Below are 19,415 nucleotides of genomic sequence, written 5' to 3'. Positions count from 1 at the left end.
AACGGTGAACGATGGCGGACCGGAGGAGTCCGGCGGGGCCGTGGGACTGCCCAGCCGGCGGCGGCAGCCGACGCCCATGAGTCAGTGGAACCCGACCGCGCGCCTGTCGTACTGGGCCTTCCACACCAACCGGCGGCCCGCGTACATGCGCTTCGCGTACCTCCAGCTCGGCTCCGACGCGGACGCCGAGGACGCGGTGGACGCCACCTTCGACTCGATCATGCACGAATGGCTCCGCATGCTGCACATGGACCGCCTCGACGCCTACGCCTGGACCGTGCTCAAGCAGCGCATCGTGGACTGGCAGCAGCGGCGCGACCCCCGGCTGCGCCGGCCCGAGCCGATGGACATCAGCGCCTTCGAGGCGGCCCTGAAAGAGGCCCACCCCGACCGGTACGAGGTGCTGACCGACACCATCCGCTTCTACCGGGCCGTCTCCCGCCTCGCCGAACGGCAGCGGGACACCGTGATGCTGCGCTACGGGCTCCGGTGCACCCCGGGCGAGGCCGCCGCCGTCATGGGCGTCGACGAGGCCACCGTCCGCTCTCAGCTCGGCCAGGCCCACCGGCGCCTCGCACGGCTGCTCGACGCCGCCCCCGAGTCATGAGCCCCGCCGACGACCGCACCGGCGCGGACGGGAGCCGCGGCGGGGCCCCCCGGGCCCTGTCGGAGTTCCTGCTCCGCGCGGGCGTGCGCGACCGCTACCCGCACTACGACCTGGGCGCCGCCGAGGCCCGCCTGCTGCGCCTCCCCCGCTCCTCGGGCGCCCCGGCGGCCGCCGCCCGGGGCCGGCGCCGCCCCTTCGGCTGGAGCGACCCCTCCCGGGACTGCCCGCTGGACTCGGACCGGGCCCGGCGGGACCTCAAGGCCGTCTGCCTCGCCGTGGTCTGCGACCCCCACGCCGGCCCCGACCTGCGCCGGTTCGTGGACGACGGCCACGCCGACCTGCCCGGGGCGGTCGTGTTCGGCTGTCTGCTGCACCTGTCCGGGCTGCGGGACGGCGCACGGTTCTGGTGGCAGTTCGCCGCCGGGTCCGCCGCCGCGCGCACCGCCCCCGCCGCCTACTGCCTCTTCCTCGACCACTCCCGGTGCGGCGAGCACCACGACGCCCGCCACTGGGCCCGCGAGCTCGGCCGCCGGGGCTTCAGGCCGGGCGGCCGCCGGGAGCTGCGCGAGGTCCGGCTGTGCGCCCAGGCGGCCGTCCTGCGGTACGTCGACCAGTGCGAGGACCCCGATCTGGGCCCGGTGCCGGTGCCCCGGGCGGAGCTGCCCGGGGTGCTGGCCGCGTTCCTGCCGCCGGCCCCGCTCCCGGCCGACCGGCCGCGTCCCGCCGCGATCGCGCCGCGCCGGCCCGCGCCGGCCGCCGCCGCGCGGGGGACGGCGGTCCGGGGCGGCACCGGCGGGGCCCTGGAGCAGGCGCGGCGCGCGCTGGACGTCGTTCGGGTCCTGGAGCGGCACCCGCTGGGGGTGCGGGCCGGGCAGCTGGCGCGGAAGTCCGGGCTCACGGAGGCGGCGCTGCGGCCGCTGCTCGCCCTGCTCTGCGAGGAGGAGTACGCCTACCGCCCCGGGGCGGGGGTGTACGCGGCCGGGCCGGCCCTGGACCGGCTCGCGGCGCCGGGCGGCGGGGGCCTGGCCGACCAGCTCCAGCGGACCCTGGCGCTGGCGCGGGACAGCGCGGGCGCCGCCGTCTACCTCAGCCGGTACGCCGACGGCGAGGTCCGGATCACCCAGATGGCGGACGGGCCGGGGGCCCCACCGGTGCGGGAGTGGGTGGACTTCCGGGCCGCCGCGCACGCCAGCGCCGTCGGCAAGTGCCTGCTGACCCAGCTCGACCCCCGGGTCCGGGCCGACCACGTGGCCCGCCACCGCCCGGCCCGGCTGACCCCGCACACCATCACCGACAGCCGGGCCCTGTTCAGTGCCCTGGACGCGGTGGCCCCCGGGGCCCCGGTCTTCGACCTGCGCGAGTACTCCCCCGGGGTGGTCTGCTCGGCGGTGCCCATCGCCACGGGCGGTGCCGCCGGGAGCCTGGCGCTCTCCCTGCCCGCCACGCACGCCCACCGCCTGCGCGAGGCGACGGAGGCCCTGCGCCGCAAGGCGGTGCCGGTGCTGCTGGCCCTGCTCCTGTCGGGCGCCATCCCCCCGGACACCCCGGCGCAGGCGCCGCCCCCCGCGGCCGGGGCCCCGACCCCGGAGACCCTGCGCCACCTGGGCCGGCTCTTCCGCACCCCGCTGACCCGGTTCACGGCGACCGCCGCCGGCCCGCACCTGGTCAGTGATTCCGCTTCGGGGGCGGCGTACCTGTTCGGCACCCTCCCGGAGGGCGACGGGCCGCGCCTGGCGCTCCCCCAGACCCTGGGCCCCCTGGCTCCCGGCAGCCTGCCGGCCCAGGAGGGGCTGGTGGTCCTGCGCACCTGACGGCCCGGGGTCCGCGCGGGGGCGGGCGGCCGGGGCGGGCGGCGGGGGCGGGCGGCGGGGGCGGGCGGGGGTTCAGCCGCGGGTGACGAAGGACTCCAGGGCGGTGTCGAAGTACTCCCTGGCCTGGGCGAGGCGGCCGACGGGGGCCGACACCCAGACGTCGTACGCGCGGCCGTGCTCGTCCCAGCACAGGTCGTAGGTGTGCCGGGCCCCCTCGGCGGCGGTGAAGCCGTTCCAGGTGAACTCCCACAGGGCGGCGGGCAGTCCACCGTGCGTGGCGGGGACCACGGTGTTGGCGCGGTAGCCGGGGTTGGTCGAGGGGCCGTCGGCGTCGGAGCGGCGCATCGCGGCGAGCGGTCCGCCGGACGACGCGGGCCCGGTCCTGATGCCGATCCGGAAGGCGCCGTCGGCGGAGACGTAGAAGACCCGCTGGTCGTCGGTGGTGCGCCGGAAGCCCTGGGGTACGGCGAGGACGAAGCCCTCGGGGTCCGCCACCGTCCGGTAGCCGGCGGGCGCGGGCTTGGCGGCCGGGGCGGGAGCCGTCGCGGTCACCGTGGCCGTCGCCGTCGCCGTGACCCCGGCCGGCGCGGTCGCCGGGGACCGCGGGGCGGAGGCGGTCGCGGCGGAGGACGGGGCGGGGCGGTCGTCCTGCGCGGCCGCCCGTCCCCCGCCGCCCGCCGGGCCGGAGAGCCGGGAGGTCACGGCCACGGCGCCGATGACGGCCGCCGCGACGAGCAGGGCGACGAGCCCGGCGCGCAGGGCCGTCCGGTGCGCAGGCGGCCGTGCGGGACCGGTCCGGGTGGTGGCGCGGGCGGTCGGCGCGTACCCGGCCGGGGCGGCGGGCGGCCGCGGGCCGGGGGCGGGCCCGACCTGGGGGAGGCTGCCGGTGGTCACGTACGCCGACAGCATCCGCTCGGCCTCCGCCGCCCCGAGCCGGCGGTCGGGGTCGCGGTCCAGCAGGCCCCGGACCAGCGGGGCCAGCGGTCCCGCCTGCACCGGCGGCCTGATCTCGTCGTGGACGACGGCGTGCAGGACCCCGCCCAGCGAGTCCCGGTGGAAGGGGGACGCGCCGGTCAGCGCGGCGCACAGCAGGGCGCCGAGGGACCACAGGTCGGACGCGGGGCCGGCGGCGGCCCCCTGCATCCGCTCGGGAGAGGTGTACTCGGGCGAGCCCACGAACGCGCCGGTCTCGCTGATGGTGGTGGAGCCGGCGAGGCGGGCGATCCCGAAGTCGGTGAGCACCACCCGGCCGGTGCCCGCCTCCAGGAGCACGTTGGCGGGCTTGACGTCGCGGTGGAGCACCCCGCGCTCGTGCGCCGCGTTCAGGGCGCCGAGCAGGGCGAGCCCGACGCGGGCGGTCTCGCCGGCGTCCAGCGGGCCGCCGGCGGTGAGGCGGTCGGCGAGCGAGCCGCCCTCGACGAGTTCCATGACGATGTACGGCCGGCCGTCGTCCTCGACGACGTCGTGCACGACGACCACGTGCGGGTGCTTGATCTGCGCGACGGTGCGCGCCTCGCGCAGGGCCCCCGTCGTCGCCTTGCCCTCGCCGACGTGGAGCTCCTTGACGGCGACCGCGCGGCCCAGGAGCTCGTCGGAGGCCTGCCAGACGGTCCCCATGCCGCCCCGGCCCAGCCTCTTCCCCAGGCGGTAGCGCCCGGCGATCACGACCTCGTTGCGCGGTTGGTCCTGCGGCACGCTGCTCCCCCTCGACCTGGTCAGGGCCATGATGCCGCAAGGGCGGATCCGGTCACCCCGGCTCCGTCCGGAACGCAGAAAGAACCCCACCGAAGTGGGGTTCTCTCACTGTGTCCGAGGGGGGACTTGAACCCCCACGCCCGATAAAGGGCACTAGCACCTCAAGCTAGCGCGTCTGCCATTCCGCCACCCGGACCGGTGGTCGGCCCCGGTTTCCCGCGGCGACATGGACAACCATAGCAAAGGATCGGCGCCGCTCCGACCAGGTATCCGGTCCGGCCGGCGGCCCGCCACGCCGCGCTGACCTGCGGGCATGCTCCGGGGCCGGAGACGACGGCGCCCACCCCCGGTCCGGGGTGGGCGCGGGGGCGCGGTCCGCTACGGGCAGCGGATGACCTGGCCGGCGTAGGAGAGGTTGCCGCCGAAGCCGAAGAGGAGGACCGGGGAGCCCGAGGGGATCTCGCCGCGCTCGACCAGCTTGGAGAGGGCCATCGGGATGCTGGCCGCCGAGGTGTTGCCGGAGTCGACGACGTCCCGGGCGACGACGGCGTTGACGGCGCCGATCTTCGCGGCGAGGGGCTCGATGATGCGCAGGTTGGCCTGGTGCAGGACGACCCCGGCGAGGTCCTCGGGGGTGATCCCGGCCTTCTCGCAGGTCTTGCGGGCGAGGGCGGGCAGCCGGCTGGTGGTCCAGCGGTAGACGGACTGGCCCTCCTGGGCGAAGACCGGGGGCGTGCCCTCGATGCGCACCGCGTGGCCCATCTCGGGGACCGAGCCCCACAGCACGGGGCCGATGGCGCGGTCGGGGCAGCTCTCGACGACGGCCGCGCCGGCACCGTCGCCGGTCAGGACGCAGGTGGTGCGGTCGGTCCAGTCGGTGATCCCGGCCATCGTGTCGGCGCCGATGACCAGGGCGCGGGTGGAGGAGCCGGAGCGGATGGCGTGGTCGGCGGTGGCCAGGGCGTGGGTGAAGCCCGAGCAGACGACGTTGAGGTCCATCACGGCGGGCGCGCTGGTCATGCCCAGCTTGGCGGCGACGCGGGCGGCCATGTTGGGGGAACGGTCGATGGCGGTGGAGGTGGCCACCAGCACGAGGTCGATGTCGTGCGGGGTCAGGCCGGCGTTGGCCAACGCCTTGGCGGCGGCCTGGTAGGCCAGTTCGTCGACCGGCTCGTCGGGGCCGGCGATGTGCCGGGTCCTGATGCCGACCCGGGAGAGGATCCACTCGTCGCTGGTCTCGACCATGGCCGCGAGGTCCTCGTTGGTGAGCACCTTCGCGGGCTGGTAGTGCCCAAGCGCCACCACGCGTGAACCGGTCATGGGCGGGATCCCCCTTTGTACGGCAGTCAGGATCATTCACCTTCTCCTGCTACTGATGAGTACGTGTGCGTGTAACCCAACAGGATTGGGCCATCGGAATTTGGAGAATTCCCAGCATCTTCCAGCCAGGAGACCGGACCCGTCCCGGATCCGGGAGAATGTCCTCGTCAGGTACACGATGAGGACGGAACAGGCGGGCTGATCGCGATGGGACGGGTCACCGAGCGGCGCCGCGTCGTACGGGTCCGGGGCGGGGCGGCCGGTGTCCGGCCGGACACCCTGGTCGCCGAGGAGCCGCTGGAGATACGGCTGAACGGCAAGCCGCTGGCCATCACGATGCGCACCCCGGGTGACGACTTCGCGCTGGCGGCGGGCTTCCTGGTCAGCGAGGGCGTGCTCGCGCGGGCCTCGGACGTCCAGGCCGTGACCTACTGCGAGGGGGCCACGGAGGACGGCTCCAACACCTACAACGTGGTGAACGTGCAGCTGGCCGCCGGGGTTCCGGTCCCGGACATCACGCTGGAGCGGAACGTCTACACCACCTCCTCCTGCGGGCTGTGCGGCAAGGCCAGCCTGGACGCGGTGCGCACGGCGACGCGCTTCCCCGGGCTCGCGGCGGATCCGGTACGGGTCCGCGCCGGCCTCCTGTCGGAGCTGCCGGACCGGCTGCGCGCGGCGCAGAAGGTCTTCGACCGCACGGGCGGGCTGCACGCCGCCGGGCTGTTCTCGGCGGAGGGCGAGCTGCTCGACGTACGGGAGGACGTGGGGCGGCACAACGCGGTGGACAAGATCGTCGGACGGGCGTTGCAGGCCGGGCTGCTGCCGCTGGCCGGGGCGGTGCTGCTGGTGTCGGGCCGGGCCTCCTTCGAGCTGGCGCAGAAGGCGGTGATGGCCGGGATCCCGGTGCTGGCGGCGGTGTCGGCGCCGTCCTCGCTGGCGGTGGACCTGGCGGCGGACGCGGGGCTGACGCTGGTGGGCTTCCTGCGGGGGCCGGACATGAACATCTACGCGGGTGAGGAGCGCGTCCTCCTGCCCGCCCCCGAGGCGGCGGCCCGGCCGGCCTCCTAGCGCCGGCGGCCCCGGCGGGGTGTGGCGGCCGGCTTCGGCTCCGGGGGGTCGATGCGGTGCAGGTCGAGGGTGGCCGGGAGCGGGGTGGCGCCGGGGCCGCCGGACTCGGCCCAGGCGATGATCTCGTCCGTCGCGGTGTCGTCCAGCGCCCAGCCGAACCAGACGGCGCGGGCGCCCCGGCGGCGGGCCTCGGTGGTGGGCTGGACCACGATCACGTTGGCCCGCTCGCAGGGGCCGAGGCAGTCGCTGGTCCGCACGGCCAGCCGGCCGCCGGAGGCGTCGGCGGCCTCGCGGAGCCGGGCGAGCTGGCCGGCGTGGTCGGTGCCGGGGTTCTTGCGGGGGTCCCCGCAGCAGCAGCCCCGGCAGACCACGAGGGTGCAGGGGCGCGGGGCATGGGCGGCGAGCGGGCGTATCCAGGTCACCGCCGCACGTTACCGGCCCGGCGGTGCGGGGTGTTGGGGGCGGGGCGAGACCTCCGCCACACGGTCGACGGGGAGTTGGGTGCCGTCCGGGTCCAGCGGGTCGCGGGCGCGGCGCCGGGCCAGCACGGCGCACACCATCAACTGCATCTGGTGGAAGAGCATCAGCGGCAGCACGGCGAGTGCGGCCTGGGCCCCGAACAGCACGCTGGCCATGGGGAGTCCGGCGGCCAGGCTCTTCTTCGACCCGGCGAACTGGATGGCGATCCGGTCGGCGCGGCCGAAGCCCAGGCGGGCGGAGCCGTACCAGGTGACGAGCAGCATGACGGCGAGGAGCACGGCCTCCACGGCCAGCAGCGCGCCGAGGCGCGGGAGGCTGACCCGCTGCCAGACCCCGGCGGCCATGCCCGCGCTGAAGGCCGCGTACACGACGAGGAGGATCGAGCCCCGGTCGACGTAGCCGAGGACCTTCTTGCGGCGGGTGAGGAAGCCGCCGACCCAGCGCCGCAGGAGCTGCCCGAGGAGGAAGGGCAGCAGCAGCTGGACGACGATCCTGAGGAGGGAGTCCGGGGAGAAGCCGCCGGCGTCACCGCCGAGCAGGGCCCCGGCGAGCAGCGGGGTGAGGACGATGCCGGCGAGGCTGGAGAAGGAGCCGGCGCAGATAGCGGCGGGGACGTTGCCCCGGGCGATCGAGGTGAAGGCGATGGAGGACTGGACGGTCGAGGGGACCAGGCAGAGGAAGAGCAGGCCGTTGGAGAGGGGCTGCGTCAGGAGGGTGGGGACGAGCGCGCGGGCGGCCAGGCCGAGGGCGGGGAAGAGCAGGAAGGTGCAGGCCAGCACGGTGGCGTGGAGGCGCCAGTGGCGCAGGCCGTCGAGGGCCTCGCGGGTGGAGAGCCGGGCCCCGTAGAGGAAGAAGAGCAGGGCCACGGCGGCGGTGGAGGCGCCGTCGGCGAGGGTGGCGGCGGGGCCGCGGGCCGGGAGCAGCGCGGCGAGGCCGACGGTGGCGAGCAGGGCCAGTACGTAGGGGTCCAGGGGGAGCCGGGCGGGCAGGCGGGGGCGTCGCATGGGCGGTGCTCGTTTGCTGTCGGAAGCGGGGGTGCCCCGGTGGCGGCGGGGCGCTTCCATCGTCGCCGCCGCACCGGTCATCGGGAAACCCGCACACCGCACTGACTGCCATCGCGAGGTGCGATGACGGCGCCGTAGGGTGGGGGCATGTACGACCCCGTCCAGCTGCGCACCTTCCTCACCGTGGCCCAGACGCTGAGCTTCACCCAGGCCGCAGGGCGGCTGGGGGTGCGGCAGTCGACGGTCAGCCAGCACGTGCGGCGGCTGGAGGAGGCCACGGGCCGGCCGCTGTTCGCCCGGGACACGCACAGCGTCGCGCTGACGGAGGACGGGGAGGCGCTGCTGGGCTTCGCGCGCACGATCCTGGAGGCGCACGAGCGGGCGGCCGCGTTCTTCGCCGGGACCCGGCTGCGCGGGCGGCTGCGGTTCGGTGCCTCGGAGGACTTCGTGCTGACGCGGCTGCCGGAGATCCTGGAGGGGTTCCGGCACGAGCACCCCGAGGTGGACCTGGAGCTGTCGGTCGAGCTGTCGGGGATCCTGCACGAGCGGCTGGACGAGGGCCGCCTCGACCTGGTGCTGGCCAAGCGGCGCGGGCCGGGGGACGAGCGGGGCCGGCTGGTGTGGCGGGACCGGATGGTGTGGATCGGGGCGGAGGGGCTGCGGCTGGACCCGGAGCGTCCGGTGCCGCTGATCGTGTTCCCGCCGCCGGGGATCACCCGGGCGCGGGCGCTGGAGGTGCTGGAGCGGGAGGGGCGGGCCTGGCGGATCGCCTGTACGAGCGGCAGCCTGAGCGGTCTGATCGCCGCGGCCCGTGCGGGGCTGGGGGTAATGGCGCACACCCGGGGGCTGATCCCGCCGGGGCTGGTGCGCGTGGGCGGGCTGCCGGAGCTGGGCCCGGTGGAGTTCGCCCTGCTGCAGGGCCGCCGCCCGGCGCCCGCGGCGGAGGCCCTGGCGGCGGCGGTGCTGGCGGGCGGCGACCGTCTGAGCCGGCCGGCGTAGGTCGTCTCCTTCGGATCCGCAGGTGGGGCGGGGTTCCGTGCGAGGGGATCTTGTGGAGGTTTCCTCAGGGGTGCCGGGGGGCGGGGCCGGTGGGGTAGCGTCTCGGCGCCCGGGACCCAAGGAGGCAGTGTTGCGCGAGTTCACCGTGCCGCCCGTGGTCAGCGGCTCGCCGGTGGGCGGCCTGGCCGACGTCGTCTTCGAGCATGCCGGACAGGACCCGCGGCGGGTGGTGCTCGGACGCAAGACGGCCGGGGGGTGGCGGGACGTGACCTCGGCGGAGCTGGCCGGCGAGGTGCTCGCGCTGGCGAAGGGGCTGCTGGCGCAGGGGGTGCGGTTCGGGGACCGGGTCGCGGTGATGGCGCGGACCCGCTACGAGTGGACCCTGTTCGACTTCGCGCTGTGGGCGATCGGCGCCCAGCCCGTCCCCGTGTACCCGACGTCCTCGGCGGAACAGGTGCACTGGATCCTGTCCGACTCCTCCTGCACCGGGTGTCTCGTGGAGGACGAGGACCAGGCGATGACGGTCGGTTCGGTGATCGAGCGGCTGCCGCGGCTGCGGCTGCTGTGGCAGCTGGACGCGGGCGCGGTGGCCGAACTGGTGGAGGCCGGGCGGGGGGTGGACGAGGACGTGGTGCACCGGCACCGGCGGGCGGTGACCCCGGACGCCGTCGCCACCGTCATCTACACCTCGGGGACCACGGGCCGCCCCAAGGGGTGCGTGCTGACCCACGCGCACTTCATGTTCGAGGCCGACACGCTGGTCGCCCGTTGGGAGTCGGTCTTCCGGGCCGGGCCGGGCGAGCAGCCCTCCACCCTGCTGTTCCTGCCGCTGGCGCACGTCTTCGGGCGGATGGTCGAGGTGGCCGCCGTCCGGGCCCGGGTCAAGCTCGGGCACCAGCCGGCGCTGGCCTCCTCGGAACTGCTGCCCGATCTGGCCGCCTTCCGGCCGACGTTCGTGCTGGGGGTGCCGTACGTCTTCGAGAAGGTGTTCGCGGCGGCGCGGCGCACCGCGGAGGCGGAGGGGCGTACGGGGCCCTTCGACCGGGCGGTGGAGACGGCCGTGCGGTACGCGGAGGCGCGGGAGCAGAAGGCCTTCGGGACGGGTCCGGGACCTTCGGCGGCGCTGCGGATGGAGCACCGGCTCTTCGAGAAGCTGGTGTACGCCAAGGTGCGGGAGGCCCTGGGCGGGCGGGTGCTGCACGCGATGTCGGGCGGGTCGGCGATGTCGCGGCGGCTGGGCCTGTTCTTCGACGGCGCCGGGATCACGGTCTTCGAGGGGTACGGGCTGACGGAGTCCTGCGCGGCGGCCACCGCGAACCCGCCGGGGGCGGTCAAGTACGGGACGGTGGGGCCGCCGATCCCGGGCACCACGGTGCACATCGCCGAGGACGGGGAGGTGTGGCTGCACGGCCCCCACGTCTTCTCCGGCTATCTGGGCGACGTGCGGGCCACCCAGGAGGTGCTGCGCGAGGGCTGGCTGGCGACGGGTGACCTGGGGCGGCTGGACGGGGACGGCTACCTGACGATCACCGGGCGCAAGAAGGAGATCCTGGTGACCTCGAACGGCAAGAGCGTCGCGCCGGCGGCGTTGGAGGAACGGGTGCGTTCGCATCCGCTGGTGTCCCAGTGCGTCCTGGTGGGCAACGACCGGCCGTTCGTCGCGGCGCTGGTCACCCTGGACATGGAGGGCATGGCGCACTGGCTGTCGATGCGCGGGCTGCCGCAGCGGCCGGCGGAGCAGCTGGTGGGCGATCCTGCGCTGACGGCGGAGGTGCGGCGGGCGGTGGTGGCCGCCAACACCCTGGTCTCGCAGGCCGAGCAGATCCGCGCCTTCCGGGTGCTGGCCGGGCAGTTCACGGAGGAGCGGGGGCTGCTGACGCCCTCGCTGAAGCTCAAGCGCCGGGCGATCGAGAAGGCGTACGCCCGGGAGATCGCGGGCCTCTACCCCGCCTGACCCCGCCACGCCGCAGCAGCGCGGGCTACGCCGTCCGGGTGGTGTCGTGCGGCGGGGTACGGCGGCGGGAATACGGGGTACGGGTGGCCGGTTGTCGCCCCCCGTACGCCACCGCGCCCCGAGCCCGAGGAACACCCACCGTGAACCAGGTCCCCCAGATCAAGCTCAACAACGGCACGCTCATGCCCCAGCTCGGCTTCGGCGTCTGGCAGGTGCCCGACGACGAGGCGGAGCGGGTCGTCGGGACGGCGCTGGAGGCCGGCTACCGCAGCGTCGACACGGCGGCCGTCTACGGCAACGAGCGGGGCACCGGCCGGGCGGTGACCGGGTCGGGGCTGCCGCGCGAGGAGCTGTTCGTCACCACCAAGCTGTGGAACGGGCCGGACCGGCGCTGGGACCGGGACGCGGTGCTGCGCGCCTTCGACGACTCCCTCGGCAGGCTGGGCCTGGACCACGTCGACCTGTACCTGATCCACTGGCCGCGTCCGATGCGCGACGACTTCCTCGCCATCTGGAAGACCTTCGAGGAGATCGCGGCGAGCGGCCGGGCCAGGGCCGTCGGCGTGTCGAACTTCCGCCCGGCGGACCTGGAGCGGCTCCGGGCGGAGAGCCCCCTGGTGCCGGCGGTGAACCAGATCGAGCTGCACCCGCTGTTCCCGCAGGCCGAGCTGCGCGAGCTGCACGCCTCGCTCGGCATCACGACCGAGGCCTGGTCCCCGCTGGGCCAGGGCAAGGAGCTGCTGGAGCTCCCCGCGGTCACCGCGGTGGCCGCCCGGCACGGGCGCAGCGCGGCGCAGGTGGTGCTGCGCTGGCACCTCCAGCGGGGCACCGTCGTGATCCCCAAGTCGGTGACCCCGTCCCGGATCCGCGAGAACCTGGACGTGTTCGGGTTCGAGCTGGACTCCGAGGACCTCGCGGCGCTGGACGCCCTGGGCGCCGACGGGCGCCGCATCGGTCCGGACCCCGCCGTCTTCGACGTCTGAAGCGGTCGTGGACGACGCTCCCCGCTCCGCCGGTTCCGCCGCCTCCTCGGGCGCTTCCGGCCGTGACCGCACCCCGGGCCCCCGGGAGGGGGTCTACCTGATCCGCAACGCCGGCAGCGGGCTGGTGCTCCAGCTGGAGGGCGCCTCCCGGGTGCGGGTGGGCCCCGACGGGCCGCCCGCGCCGGAGGCCGCCCGCCGGTGGCGGCTCGCGCCGACGCACGGCGGCGCCGGGGTCTTCCACGTGGTGAGCGAGGACAACGGCCGCCGCCTGGACGTCGCGAACGCGTCGACGGACAGCGGGGCGCGGGTCCAGGTGTGGCGGGCCAACGCGTTCGGGGCCCAGGAGTGGATCGTCGAGGAGCACCTGGACGATCCGGGCGTGGTCTCGCTGGTGGCGTGCATCAGCGGGCTGCTGCTGGAGGCCGACGGAGAGGGGCGGGCCCGGCAGGGCGAGGACACCGACTCCCCGTCGCAGTGGTGGCGGCTGGAGCCGGCCTGACCCCCGCCGGGGCCGGGCCGGCCCGCCGACCGGTCCGCGGTCAGGCCGCGCCGTGGGCGGGGGCGAGGGCCTCGACGCGTTCGGCCAGCGCGAAGTCGTTCTCGGTGACGCGGCCGCCGGCGTCGTGGCTGTTCACCGCGAGGCGGACGGTGTCGTAGCCGAGGGTGAGGTCGGAGTGGTGGTTCAACTCGTCCTGGACCACGGCGATGTGGGCCACGAGCGCGCTGGCGGCGCGGTGGCTGCCCACCCGGTAGGTGCGCAGGATCCGGTCCTCCTCGAAGGCCCAGCCGGGCAGTTCCCGGAGCCGGTCCTCGATCTCCTTCTGCGAGAGCGGTTCGCTCGGCATCGGCGGCCTCCTCGGGCTCGTTGCTCGTCCACGTCCGTGATGTGCAGTCAGTTTTCCACGGGGCGTGCCGGAGTGAACCCTTCCCGCGCCGGGGCGCCCGGGTACTTCCCGGACCGCCGGGCGCGCCGTCCGGGCGGTGGACGCGTCCGGCCGGGACGGCGTCCCTCGGCTAACGTCGTGTTCATGACCACCTCGACCTCGGCGGGCGGCGCCGGTTCCGTGGGCCCCCTGTTGCGCGCGTGGCGGGTGCGGCGCGGGATCAGCCAGCTGGAGCTGGCGGGCCGTGCCGACTCCTCCTCGCGGCACATCAGCTTCATCGAGACGGGCCGCTCGCGGCCCAGCGAGGAGATGGTGCTGCGGCTGGCCGGCCACCTCGACGTGCCGGTGCGGGAGCGCAACGCCCTGCTGCTGGCGGCCGGTTACGCGCCCCGCTACCCGCACACCCCGCTCGACGACCCGTCCCTGGGCGCCCTGCGCGAGGGCCTGGAGCGGCTGCTGACCGGCTACGAGCCGTACCCGGCGCTGGTCGTGGACGGGACGTACACGGTGATCGCCGCCAACCGGGGCATCGCGATGCTGCTGGAGGGGGTGGCGGAGCACCTGCTGGCGCCGGCGCCGAACGCGATGCGGCTCACCCTGCACCCGGAGGGGCTCGCCCCGCGGATCCGCAACCTGCGCCGGTGGCGGGCCCATCTGCTGGGCCAGATGGAACGGCAGATGGCGCCGGCCCGGTCGGCGCCGCTGCGTGCCCTGTACGAGGAGGTGGCGGCGTACCCGGTGGCGGAGCGGCAGGGCGACGCCGAGCCGGGCGACGCCGAGCCGGACGAGGCCGTCCCGCCCATCGCGCTGCCCCTGCGGATCGAACACGACGGGCGGCTGCTGTCGTTCGTGTCGTCCGTTTCCACCTTCAACACGCCGATGGACGTGACCGTCGCCGAACTGGCCGTCGAGACCTTCCTGCCGGCGGACCCGGCGACGGCGAAGTACCTGCGCACCCTGGGGTGACCGCCGGGGCCGGGGGGCGATGACCCCGGAGGCCGAGGCGGTGCGCCGGACGCGGGTGCGCCCGTGACCGCATTTGTGGAAGGTGCTGGTTGGGCGACGGGAGCGGCGGTTAGGCTGCGCTGCGGACGAACCAGACCGAACGTCTTGTCGACATGTGGAGAATGACCCGGTGCGAGCCGCCTCCCGATCCCACACCGCCGGAGGGCAGGCCCATGAGGACCACGCGGACCGTGCGGCGGCCCGGCGCCACGCGGCCGGCCCGGCCCGAGACAGAGAGCCCGACACGATGAACCAGTCCTCCGCGCCCCGCCACGCCGTCGTCATCGGCGGCAGCCTGAGCGGCCTCCTCGCCGCCGCCGTGCTGGCCGAACACGCCACGGTCACCGTGATCGACGCCGACCGGCTGCCCGACGGGCCGGCCCCGCGCCGCGGGCTCCCCCAGGGCCGGCACACGCATCTGCTGTGGTCGGGCGGGGCGCGTGCCATGGAGCGGATCCTGCCCGGGGTCATCGACGCCTGGACCGGCGCGGGCGCCCTGCGCCGCAGCCTGCCGACCGACCTGGTCACCAAGACCGCCCAGGGCTGGATCCCGCGTTGCCGGGAGAAGCAGTTCAACATCTCCTGCAGCCGCGACCTCCTCGACTCGGTGGTCCGCGCCCGGGTGCGGGGGCTGCCGGGGGTCACCCTGCTGCAGGAGAGCCGGGTGAGCGGGCTGGAGGGCACGGCGGCCCGGATCACCGGCGTCCGCGTCGACACCCCCGAGGAGCGGGACCGGCTGGTGCGCGCCGACCTGGTGGTCGACGCGAGCGGACGCGGCTCGCGCGCCCCGGCCTGGCTGGGGGAGCTCGGGGTGTCCGGTATCCGGCAGGCCGAGGTGGACTCCGGACTCGTCTACGCGACGCGGGTCTTCGAGGCCCCGGCCGGGGCCCACGAGGCGGGCTTCCCCATCGTCAACGTCCAGTCCGATCCGCGGGTTCCCGTACCGGGGCAGACGGCCACGATCGTTCCCATCGAGGGCGGTCGGTGGCAGGCCACCCTGTCCGGCACCCGGGGCGGCCAGCCGACCGGGGACCCGGACCTGTTCGTCGCGTTCGCCAAGGGGGTCCGCGACCCGATCGTCGGCGAACTGCTGGAGGGCCGGAAGCCCCTGACCGACGTGGCCGTCACCCCGGGCACCGCCAACCGCCGCGTCTTCTTCGAGAAGGCGCCGCTGCCCGACGGGTTCTTCGCCGTCGGCGACTCGGTCGCCACCTTCAACCCGCTGTACGGGCAGGGCATGTCGGTGGCGGCGCAGTCGCTGCTGGCCGTCCGGGCCCTGCTGCGGGCCAAGGGGCTCGGCCACCCCGGCATCGGCCGGGCGGCGCAGCGGGCGATCGCGCCGGCGGTGGGCGCCGCCTGGGAGCTGGCCACCTCGCAGGACATCCTCTACCCGGGGGCCACCGGGACGAAGCTGCGGGCGGGCGCCGGGCTGGTCAACGCGTACGTGGACCGGCTGATGACGGGGGCCACCACCGACGAGGCGCTGACCGGCGTGCTGTTCGACGTCATCACCATGAGCAGCGCGCCCACCCGCTGGCTGCGCCCGCCGGTGGTCTGGCACGTGCTGCGGGCCTCGGACCGGGGGGCGTCCCAGGAGCCGCCGCTGACGGCGGCGGAGCGGGCCGTCGCGGGCCTCGGCCGGGCGAAGGGCCCCGGGCCCGGAACCGGCGGCGCTCCGGTGCGCCCGGCCGCACAGGCGGGATCCGTCGACTCGGTCGGCCAGGCCCCCTGAGCGGCGGCCGCCCCGACGCGGCCCGGCCGCCCGCGCGCACACGGCGGGCGCCCCGGACCGCGGAGGTCCGGGGCGCCCGCCGTACGGGGGTGCGGCGGCTCAGAGGTCCGCGAGGTCCAGGCCGGCCTGGGCGGCCGCGGCGTGCACGGTCTGCTCCAGCAGGACCGCGATCGTCATCGGGCCGACACCGCCGGGCACCGGGGTGATCAGCGAGGCGCGGGCGGCGGCCGACTCGAAGTGGACGTCGCCGACGTTGCCCTCGTTGTAGCCGGCGTCCAGGACGACCGCGCCCTCCTTGATGTCCTCGCCCCGGATGAACTCGGCCTTGCCGACGGCGGCGACCAGCACGTCGGCCTGGCGGACGATCGAGGACAGGTCCTTGGTGCGGGAGTGGCAGTAGGTGACGGTGGCGTTCTGCTCCAGCAGCAGCATCCCGGCGGGCTTGCCCAGGATCGCGCTGCGGCCGACCACGACGGCGTGCTTGCCGGTGAGGTCCACCTCGTACTCGGCGAGCAGGCGCATGATGCCGCCGGGGGTGCAGGAGACGAAGCCGGGCAGGCCGAAGCCCATGGCGGCGAAGGAGTGCATGGTGACCCCGTCGACGTCCTTGCCGGGGGCGATGGCCTCGAAGGCGGCCCGCTCGTCGATGTGGTGCGGGACCGGGTGCTGGAGCAGGATGCCGCTGATCGCGGGGTCCTCGGAGAGCGCCGTGATCGTGGCGACGAGCTCCTCGGTGGTGGTCTCCGCCGGGAGCTCCACGTGGCGGGAGGTGATCCCGGCCTTGGCGCAGCGGTTCTGCTTCATGCGCACGTACGTGACGGACGCGGGGTCCTCGCCGACCAGGACGGTGGCCAGGCAGGGCGCGGTGCCGGTGCGCTCGGTGATCTTCGCCGCGAGGGCGGCGGTCTCCTGCGAGATGCGGCGGGCGAGGGCGGTGCCGTCCATGAGCTGGGCGGTGGCCGAGGGGGCAGTCGTCACGGGGTCTCCTGAACGTCGCTGCGGATCGCTGGTCGCGGATCGCGGTTCGCCCAGGCGCGCGGCAGTCGACGTACGGGGAGGTGCGTACGCCGGGCCGCTCCCCGGTGGTGATCCACCCGAACGCCAGTCACGGCCCTGCCTCCACTGTAATCGAACCGTCCACCGGTTTATCCGGTGGATGACCGGCGCCGATGCTGGGACGATCGAGACATGACGCGCACTTTCGACCATCTCGTCGCCGAGGCGGAATCCGTCTCGGCGGACGGCTGGGACTTCTCCTGGCTCGACGGCCGGGCCACCGAGCAGCGCCCCTCCTGGGGGTACCAGCGGCTGCTCGGCGAACGCCTGTCCCGGGTGCGCTCCGCCCTGGACGTCCAGACCGGCGGCGGAGAGGTGCTGGCCGGGGCGGGCCCGCTGCCGCCGCTGACGGCGGCCACGGAGTCCTGGCCGCCGAACATCGAGAAGGCGACCCGGCTGCTGCACCCGCTGGGCGCCGTGGTGGTCGCGGACGCCGACGAGCCGCCGCTGCCCTTCGGCGACGCGGCCTTCGAGCTGGTGACCAGCCGCCACCCGGTGACCATCTGGTGGGAGGAGATCGCCCGGGTGCTGAGACCGGGCGGCACCTACTTCTCGCAGCAGGTCGGTCCGGCCAGCGTCTTCGAGCTGGTCGAGTACTTCCTGGGCCCTCAGCCGGAGGAGGTCCGGCGCGCCCGGCACCCCGACGACGCGGTGGCGGACGCGGGGAAGGCGGGCCTGGAGGTGGTCGACCTGCGCTCCGAGCGGCTGCGTACGGAATTCCACGACATCGGAGCCGTGATCTACTTCCTGAGGAAGGTGATCTGGATGGTGCCGGGCTTCACGGTCGGGCAGTACCGGGACCGGCTGCGGGAGCTCCACGAACGGATCGAGCGCGACGGTCCGTTCGTCGCGCACACCGCCCGGTTCCTCATCGAGGCCCGCAAACCGGACTGATGCGGGGGCGTGCGTACGAGGCGCGTCCGGCACCGGTCCGGCGCGGACGGAAGCGCGCGGGATCGGTTGCCCGGACACAGCGTGGCGCAGGTCACTCAATTCAGCGCGTAACGAATCGACTCGGGCGGGCGATGAACCGACAGGTGTCCTCGCGCGGCCCCGGAATACAGCCCCTCCGGGGACTGTTTCCCGAGTCCGCGCGATGATTCCCGCCCACCCCTTATCTGTTCGCAACGAGAGGCTCCTTGTGTCGCTCAGCCCGTCCCGTACGTTCCCTCCGGAGATCGCCGAATCGGAGGCCCTCGTCGCGCTCGTCGAGCGCGGCCGCGAGCAGGGTCACATCAACGGTGACGATGTGCGCCAGGCCTTCGAGGCCGGCCGCATCCCGGTGGACCAGTGGAAGCGGGTCCTGCGCAGCCTGAACCAGGTCCTGGACGAGGAGGGTGTCGCCCTCCACGTCAGCGCCGCCCCCGCCACCAAGGCTGCTGCCAAGAAGCCCCGCAAGGCAGCCGCCGCCCCGGCCCGCACCGTGACCAAGAAGGCGGCCGCGCCGCGCCCCATCGGCGCGCGCAAGGCCTCGGTCGCCGCCGCCCCGGCCGCCGCCGCGGCGATATCCGCTCCGTCGGCCGCCGCCGCGGAGGAGGTGTCGGCCGAGGCCGCCGCCGAGCCCAAGAAGCGCACGGTCAAGAAGACCGCGGCCAAGAAGGCCACGGCCACCAAGAAGACCGCCGCGAAGAAGACCACCGCCAAGGACGCCGACGACGCCGAGAACCCGGCCGTCGAGGGCGAGGAATGGGCCGTGGAGGACCTCGCCGACGAGACCGAGGAAGAGGCCCCCAAGGCCGGCGGCCAGGGCTTCGTGCTGTCCGACGAGGACGAGGACGACGCTCCGGCGCAGACCGTCATGGTGGCCGGTGCCACCGCCGACCCGGTCAAGGACTACCTCAAGCTCATCGGCAAGGTGCCGCTGCTCAACGCCGAGCAGGAGGTCGAACTCGCCAAGCGCATCGAGGCCGGTCTCTTCTCCGAGTACAAGCTCGAAGAGGAGGAGGACCACAAGCCCGCGTTCAAGCGCGAGCTGGAGATCCTCGTCGAGGACGGCCGCCGCGCCAAGAACCACCTGCTGGAGGCCAACCTCCGCCTCGTGGTCTCGCTGGCCAAGCGCTACACCGGCCGCGGCATGCTCTTCCTGGACCTGATCCAGGAGGGCAACGTCGGTCTGATCCGCGCCGTGGAGAAGTTCGACTACACCAAGGGCTTCAAGTTCTCCACGTACGCGACCTGGTGGATCCGGCAGGCGATCACGCGCGCCATGGCCGACCAGTCCCGCACCATCCGCATCCCCGTGCACATGGTCGAGATCATCAACAAGCTCGCCCGCGTGCAGCGCCAGATGCTCCAGGACCTGGGCCGCGAGCCCACCCCGGAGGAGCTGGGCAAGGAGCTCGACATGACCCCGGAGAAGGTCATCGAGGTCCAGAAGTACGGCCGCGAGCCGATCTCCCTGCACACCCCCCTGGGTGAGGAGGGCGACAGCGAGTTCGGTGACCTCATCGAGGACTCCGAGGCGGTCGTGCCCGCGGACGCGGTGTCCTTCACCTTCCTCCAGGAGCAGCTCCAGTCGATCCTGGGGACGCTCTCGGAGCGCGAGGCGGGCGTGGTCTCCATGCGCTACGGCCTCAACGACGGCCAGCCGAAGACGCTGGACGAGATCGGCCGCGTGTACGGGGTGACCCGTGAGCGCATCCGCCAGATCGAGTCCAAGACCATGTCGAAGCTGCGCCACCCGTCGCGCTCCCAGGTGCTGCGCGACTACCTGGACTGATCCCCGGGGACACACGAAAGCGGAGGCCCGCGCCGTTCGGCGCGGACCTCCGCGTTTTCGCCGTTTTCGCCGGATTCCGCCGTTCGTGAGCCGGCCGG

16 protein-coding genes, 1 tRNA gene, 1 pseudogene and 1 riboswitch are annotated in these 19,415 nt (G+C 74.7%); of the genes and pseudogenes, 11 read left to right on the top strand and 7 right to left on the bottom strand.

Annotation, left to right across the window (positions count from 1 at the left end; all coding sequences use genetic code 11):
- Nucleotides 1–76: 76 nt before the first annotated feature.
- Nucleotides 77–607, top strand: coding sequence for a sigma-70 family RNA polymerase sigma factor (locus tag ACZ5NJ_RS27490; RefSeq protein WP_468768073.1), 531 nt, complete (start codon nt 77–79; stop codon nt 605–607).
- An 800-nt stretch (nt 608–1,407) separates the two neighbouring features.
- A pseudogene (locus ACZ5NJ_RS27485) lies at nt 1,408–2,127 on the top strand (IclR family transcriptional regulator domain-containing protein); the annotation flags it as partial.
- Between the two features lie 363 nt (nt 2,128–2,490).
- Here ACZ5NJ_RS27485 and ACZ5NJ_RS27480 read toward each other — a convergent pair.
- The 3 genes from ACZ5NJ_RS27480 to ACZ5NJ_RS27470 all read right to left on the bottom strand — a co-directional run bounded on the left by ACZ5NJ_RS27480 (nt 2,491) and on the right by ACZ5NJ_RS27470 (nt 5,433).
- Nucleotides 2,491–4,143, bottom strand: a complete 1,653-nt coding sequence (locus ACZ5NJ_RS27480; protein WP_468768072.1) for a serine/threonine-protein kinase — start codon at nt 4,141–4,143, stop codon at nt 2,491–2,493.
- Nucleotides 4,144–4,224: 81 nt separating this feature from the next.
- A tRNA-Leu gene (locus ACZ5NJ_RS27475) sits at nt 4,225–4,309 on the bottom strand.
- A 182-nt stretch (nt 4,310–4,491) separates the two neighbouring features.
- On the bottom strand, nt 4,492–5,433 hold the full coding sequence (locus ACZ5NJ_RS27470) for a beta-ketoacyl-ACP synthase III (RefSeq protein WP_395510035.1): 942 nt from the start codon (nt 5,431–5,433) through the stop codon (nt 4,492–4,494).
- A 207-nt stretch (nt 5,434–5,640) separates the two neighbouring features.
- On the opposite strand from ACZ5NJ_RS27470, the gene fdhD reads away from it, so the two are divergent.
- The gene (fdhD, locus tag ACZ5NJ_RS27465) at nt 5,641–6,501 is read left to right on the top strand and encodes a formate dehydrogenase accessory sulfurtransferase FdhD (RefSeq protein ID WP_468768071.1); all 861 of its coding nucleotides are present in this window, start codon (nt 5,641–5,643) and stop codon (nt 6,499–6,501) included.
- Here the strand turns inward: fdhD and ACZ5NJ_RS27460 are convergent.
- On the bottom strand, nt 6,498–6,923 hold the full coding sequence (locus ACZ5NJ_RS27460) for a (2Fe-2S) ferredoxin domain-containing protein (protein WP_468768070.1): 426 nt from the start codon (nt 6,921–6,923) through the stop codon (nt 6,498–6,500). The genes fdhD and ACZ5NJ_RS27460 overlap by 4 nt on opposite strands.
- 9 nt (nt 6,924–6,932) lie before the next feature.
- On the bottom strand, nt 6,933–7,985 hold the full coding sequence (locus ACZ5NJ_RS27455; RefSeq protein WP_468768069.1) for a bile acid:sodium symporter family protein: 1,053 nt from the start codon (nt 7,983–7,985) through the stop codon (nt 6,933–6,935).
- Nucleotides 7,986–8,132: 147 nt separating this feature from the next.
- Here ACZ5NJ_RS27455 and ACZ5NJ_RS27450 point away from each other — a divergent pair, with 147 nt between their 5' ends.
- The 4 genes from ACZ5NJ_RS27450 to ACZ5NJ_RS27435 all read left to right on the top strand — a co-directional run bounded on the left by ACZ5NJ_RS27450 (nt 8,133) and on the right by ACZ5NJ_RS27435 (nt 12,420).
- Nucleotides 8,133–8,984 (top strand): LysR substrate-binding domain-containing protein, encoded by an 852-nt coding sequence (locus tag ACZ5NJ_RS27450; protein ID WP_468768067.1) that lies wholly within the window; start codon nt 8,133–8,135, stop codon nt 8,982–8,984.
- Nucleotides 8,985–9,114: 130 nt separating this feature from the next.
- Nucleotides 9,115–10,938 (top strand): AMP-dependent synthetase/ligase, encoded by a 1,824-nt coding sequence (locus tag ACZ5NJ_RS27445; RefSeq protein WP_468768065.1) that lies wholly within the window; start codon nt 9,115–9,117, stop codon nt 10,936–10,938.
- Between the two features lie 140 nt (nt 10,939–11,078).
- Nucleotides 11,079–11,921: an aldo/keto reductase gene (locus ACZ5NJ_RS27440; protein ID WP_468768064.1), complete on the top strand. Its 843-nt coding sequence runs from the start codon at nt 11,079–11,081 to the stop codon at nt 11,919–11,921.
- A gap of 7 nt (nt 11,922–11,928) precedes the next feature.
- Nucleotides 11,929–12,420 carry an RICIN domain-containing protein gene (locus tag ACZ5NJ_RS27435; RefSeq protein WP_468768062.1) on the top strand — a complete coding sequence of 164 codons (492 nt, stop codon included), beginning with the start codon at nt 11,929–11,931 and terminating at the stop codon, nt 12,418–12,420.
- A gap of 40 nt (nt 12,421–12,460) precedes the next feature.
- On the opposite strand, the gene ACZ5NJ_RS27430 is transcribed toward ACZ5NJ_RS27435, so the two are convergent.
- Nucleotides 12,461–12,766: a 4a-hydroxytetrahydrobiopterin dehydratase gene (locus tag ACZ5NJ_RS27430; protein WP_468768060.1), complete on the bottom strand. Its 306-nt coding sequence runs from the start codon at nt 12,764–12,766 to the stop codon at nt 12,461–12,463.
- Between the two features lie 183 nt (nt 12,767–12,949).
- On the opposite strand from ACZ5NJ_RS27430, the gene ACZ5NJ_RS27425 reads away from it, so the two are divergent.
- Nucleotides 12,950–13,771 carry a helix-turn-helix domain-containing protein gene (locus ACZ5NJ_RS27425; protein ID WP_468768059.1) on the top strand — a complete coding sequence of 274 codons (822 nt, stop codon included), beginning with the start codon at nt 12,950–12,952 and terminating at the stop codon, nt 13,769–13,771.
- Between the two features lie 286 nt (nt 13,772–14,057).
- Nucleotides 14,058–15,542 (top strand): NAD(P)/FAD-dependent oxidoreductase, encoded by a 1,485-nt coding sequence (locus tag ACZ5NJ_RS27420; RefSeq protein ID WP_468768057.1) that lies wholly within the window; start codon nt 14,058–14,060, stop codon nt 15,540–15,542.
- A 99-nt stretch (nt 15,543–15,641) separates the two neighbouring features.
- On the opposite strand, the gene ACZ5NJ_RS27415 is transcribed toward ACZ5NJ_RS27420, so the two are convergent.
- Nucleotides 15,642–16,487 (bottom strand): bifunctional 5,10-methylenetetrahydrofolate dehydrogenase/5,10-methenyltetrahydrofolate cyclohydrolase, encoded by an 846-nt coding sequence (locus tag ACZ5NJ_RS27415; protein WP_468768147.1) that lies wholly within the window; start codon nt 16,485–16,487, stop codon nt 15,642–15,644.
- Nucleotides 16,488–16,561: 74 nt separating this feature from the next.
- A riboswitch (ZMP/ZTP riboswitch) is annotated at nt 16,562–16,661 on the bottom strand.
- A gap of 69 nt (nt 16,662–16,730) precedes the next feature.
- On the opposite strand from ACZ5NJ_RS27415, the gene ACZ5NJ_RS27410 reads away from it, so the two are divergent.
- Complete coding sequence (locus ACZ5NJ_RS27410) at nt 16,731–17,492, top strand: class I SAM-dependent methyltransferase (protein ID WP_468768055.1); 762 nt, start codon at nt 16,731–16,733, stop codon at nt 17,490–17,492.
- A 247-nt stretch (nt 17,493–17,739) separates the two neighbouring features.
- Complete coding sequence (locus tag ACZ5NJ_RS27405; RefSeq protein WP_468768054.1) at nt 17,740–19,317, top strand: RNA polymerase sigma factor; 1,578 nt, start codon at nt 17,740–17,742, stop codon at nt 19,315–19,317.
- Nucleotides 19,318–19,415: the final 98 nt, after the last annotated feature.

Source organism: Streptomyces sp. NPDC032091, assembly GCF_055580265.1.
This window is presented reverse-complemented; position numbering and strand designations above follow the sequence as displayed.

Bases quoted from the DNA above. Each gene is read 5' to 3' on its own strand.
- ACZ5NJ_RS27490 (WP_468768073.1), top strand. From the start codon at position 77: ATGAGTCAGTGGAACCCGACCGCGCGCCTGTCGTACTGGGCCTTCCAC.
- ACZ5NJ_RS27480 (WP_468768072.1), bottom strand. From the start codon at position 4,143: ATGGCCCTGACCAGGTCGAGGGGGAGCAGCGTGCCGCAGGACCAACCG.
- ACZ5NJ_RS27470 (WP_395510035.1), bottom strand. From the start codon at position 5,433: ATGACCGGTTCACGCGTGGTGGCGCTTGGGCACTACCAGCCCGCGAAG.
- fdhD (WP_468768071.1), top strand. From the start codon at position 5,641: ATGGGACGGGTCACCGAGCGGCGCCGCGTCGTACGGGTCCGGGGCGGG.
- ACZ5NJ_RS27455 (WP_468768069.1), bottom strand. From the start codon at position 7,985: ATGCGACGCCCCCGCCTGCCCGCCCGGCTCCCCCTGGACCCCTACGTA.
- ACZ5NJ_RS27450 (WP_468768067.1), top strand. From the start codon at position 8,133: ATGTACGACCCCGTCCAGCTGCGCACCTTCCTCACCGTGGCCCAGACG.
- ACZ5NJ_RS27430 (WP_468768060.1), bottom strand. From the start codon at position 12,766: ATGCCGAGCGAACCGCTCTCGCAGAAGGAGATCGAGGACCGGCTCCGG.
- ACZ5NJ_RS27425 (WP_468768059.1), top strand. From the start codon at position 12,950: ATGACCACCTCGACCTCGGCGGGCGGCGCCGGTTCCGTGGGCCCCCTG.
- ACZ5NJ_RS27420 (WP_468768057.1), top strand. From the start codon at position 14,058: ATGAACCAGTCCTCCGCGCCCCGCCACGCCGTCGTCATCGGCGGCAGC.
- ACZ5NJ_RS27415 (WP_468768147.1), bottom strand. From the start codon at position 16,487: ATGGACGGCACCGCCCTCGCCCGCCGCATCTCGCAGGAGACCGCCGCC.
- ACZ5NJ_RS27410 (WP_468768055.1), top strand. From the start codon at position 16,731: ATGACGCGCACTTTCGACCATCTCGTCGCCGAGGCGGAATCCGTCTCG.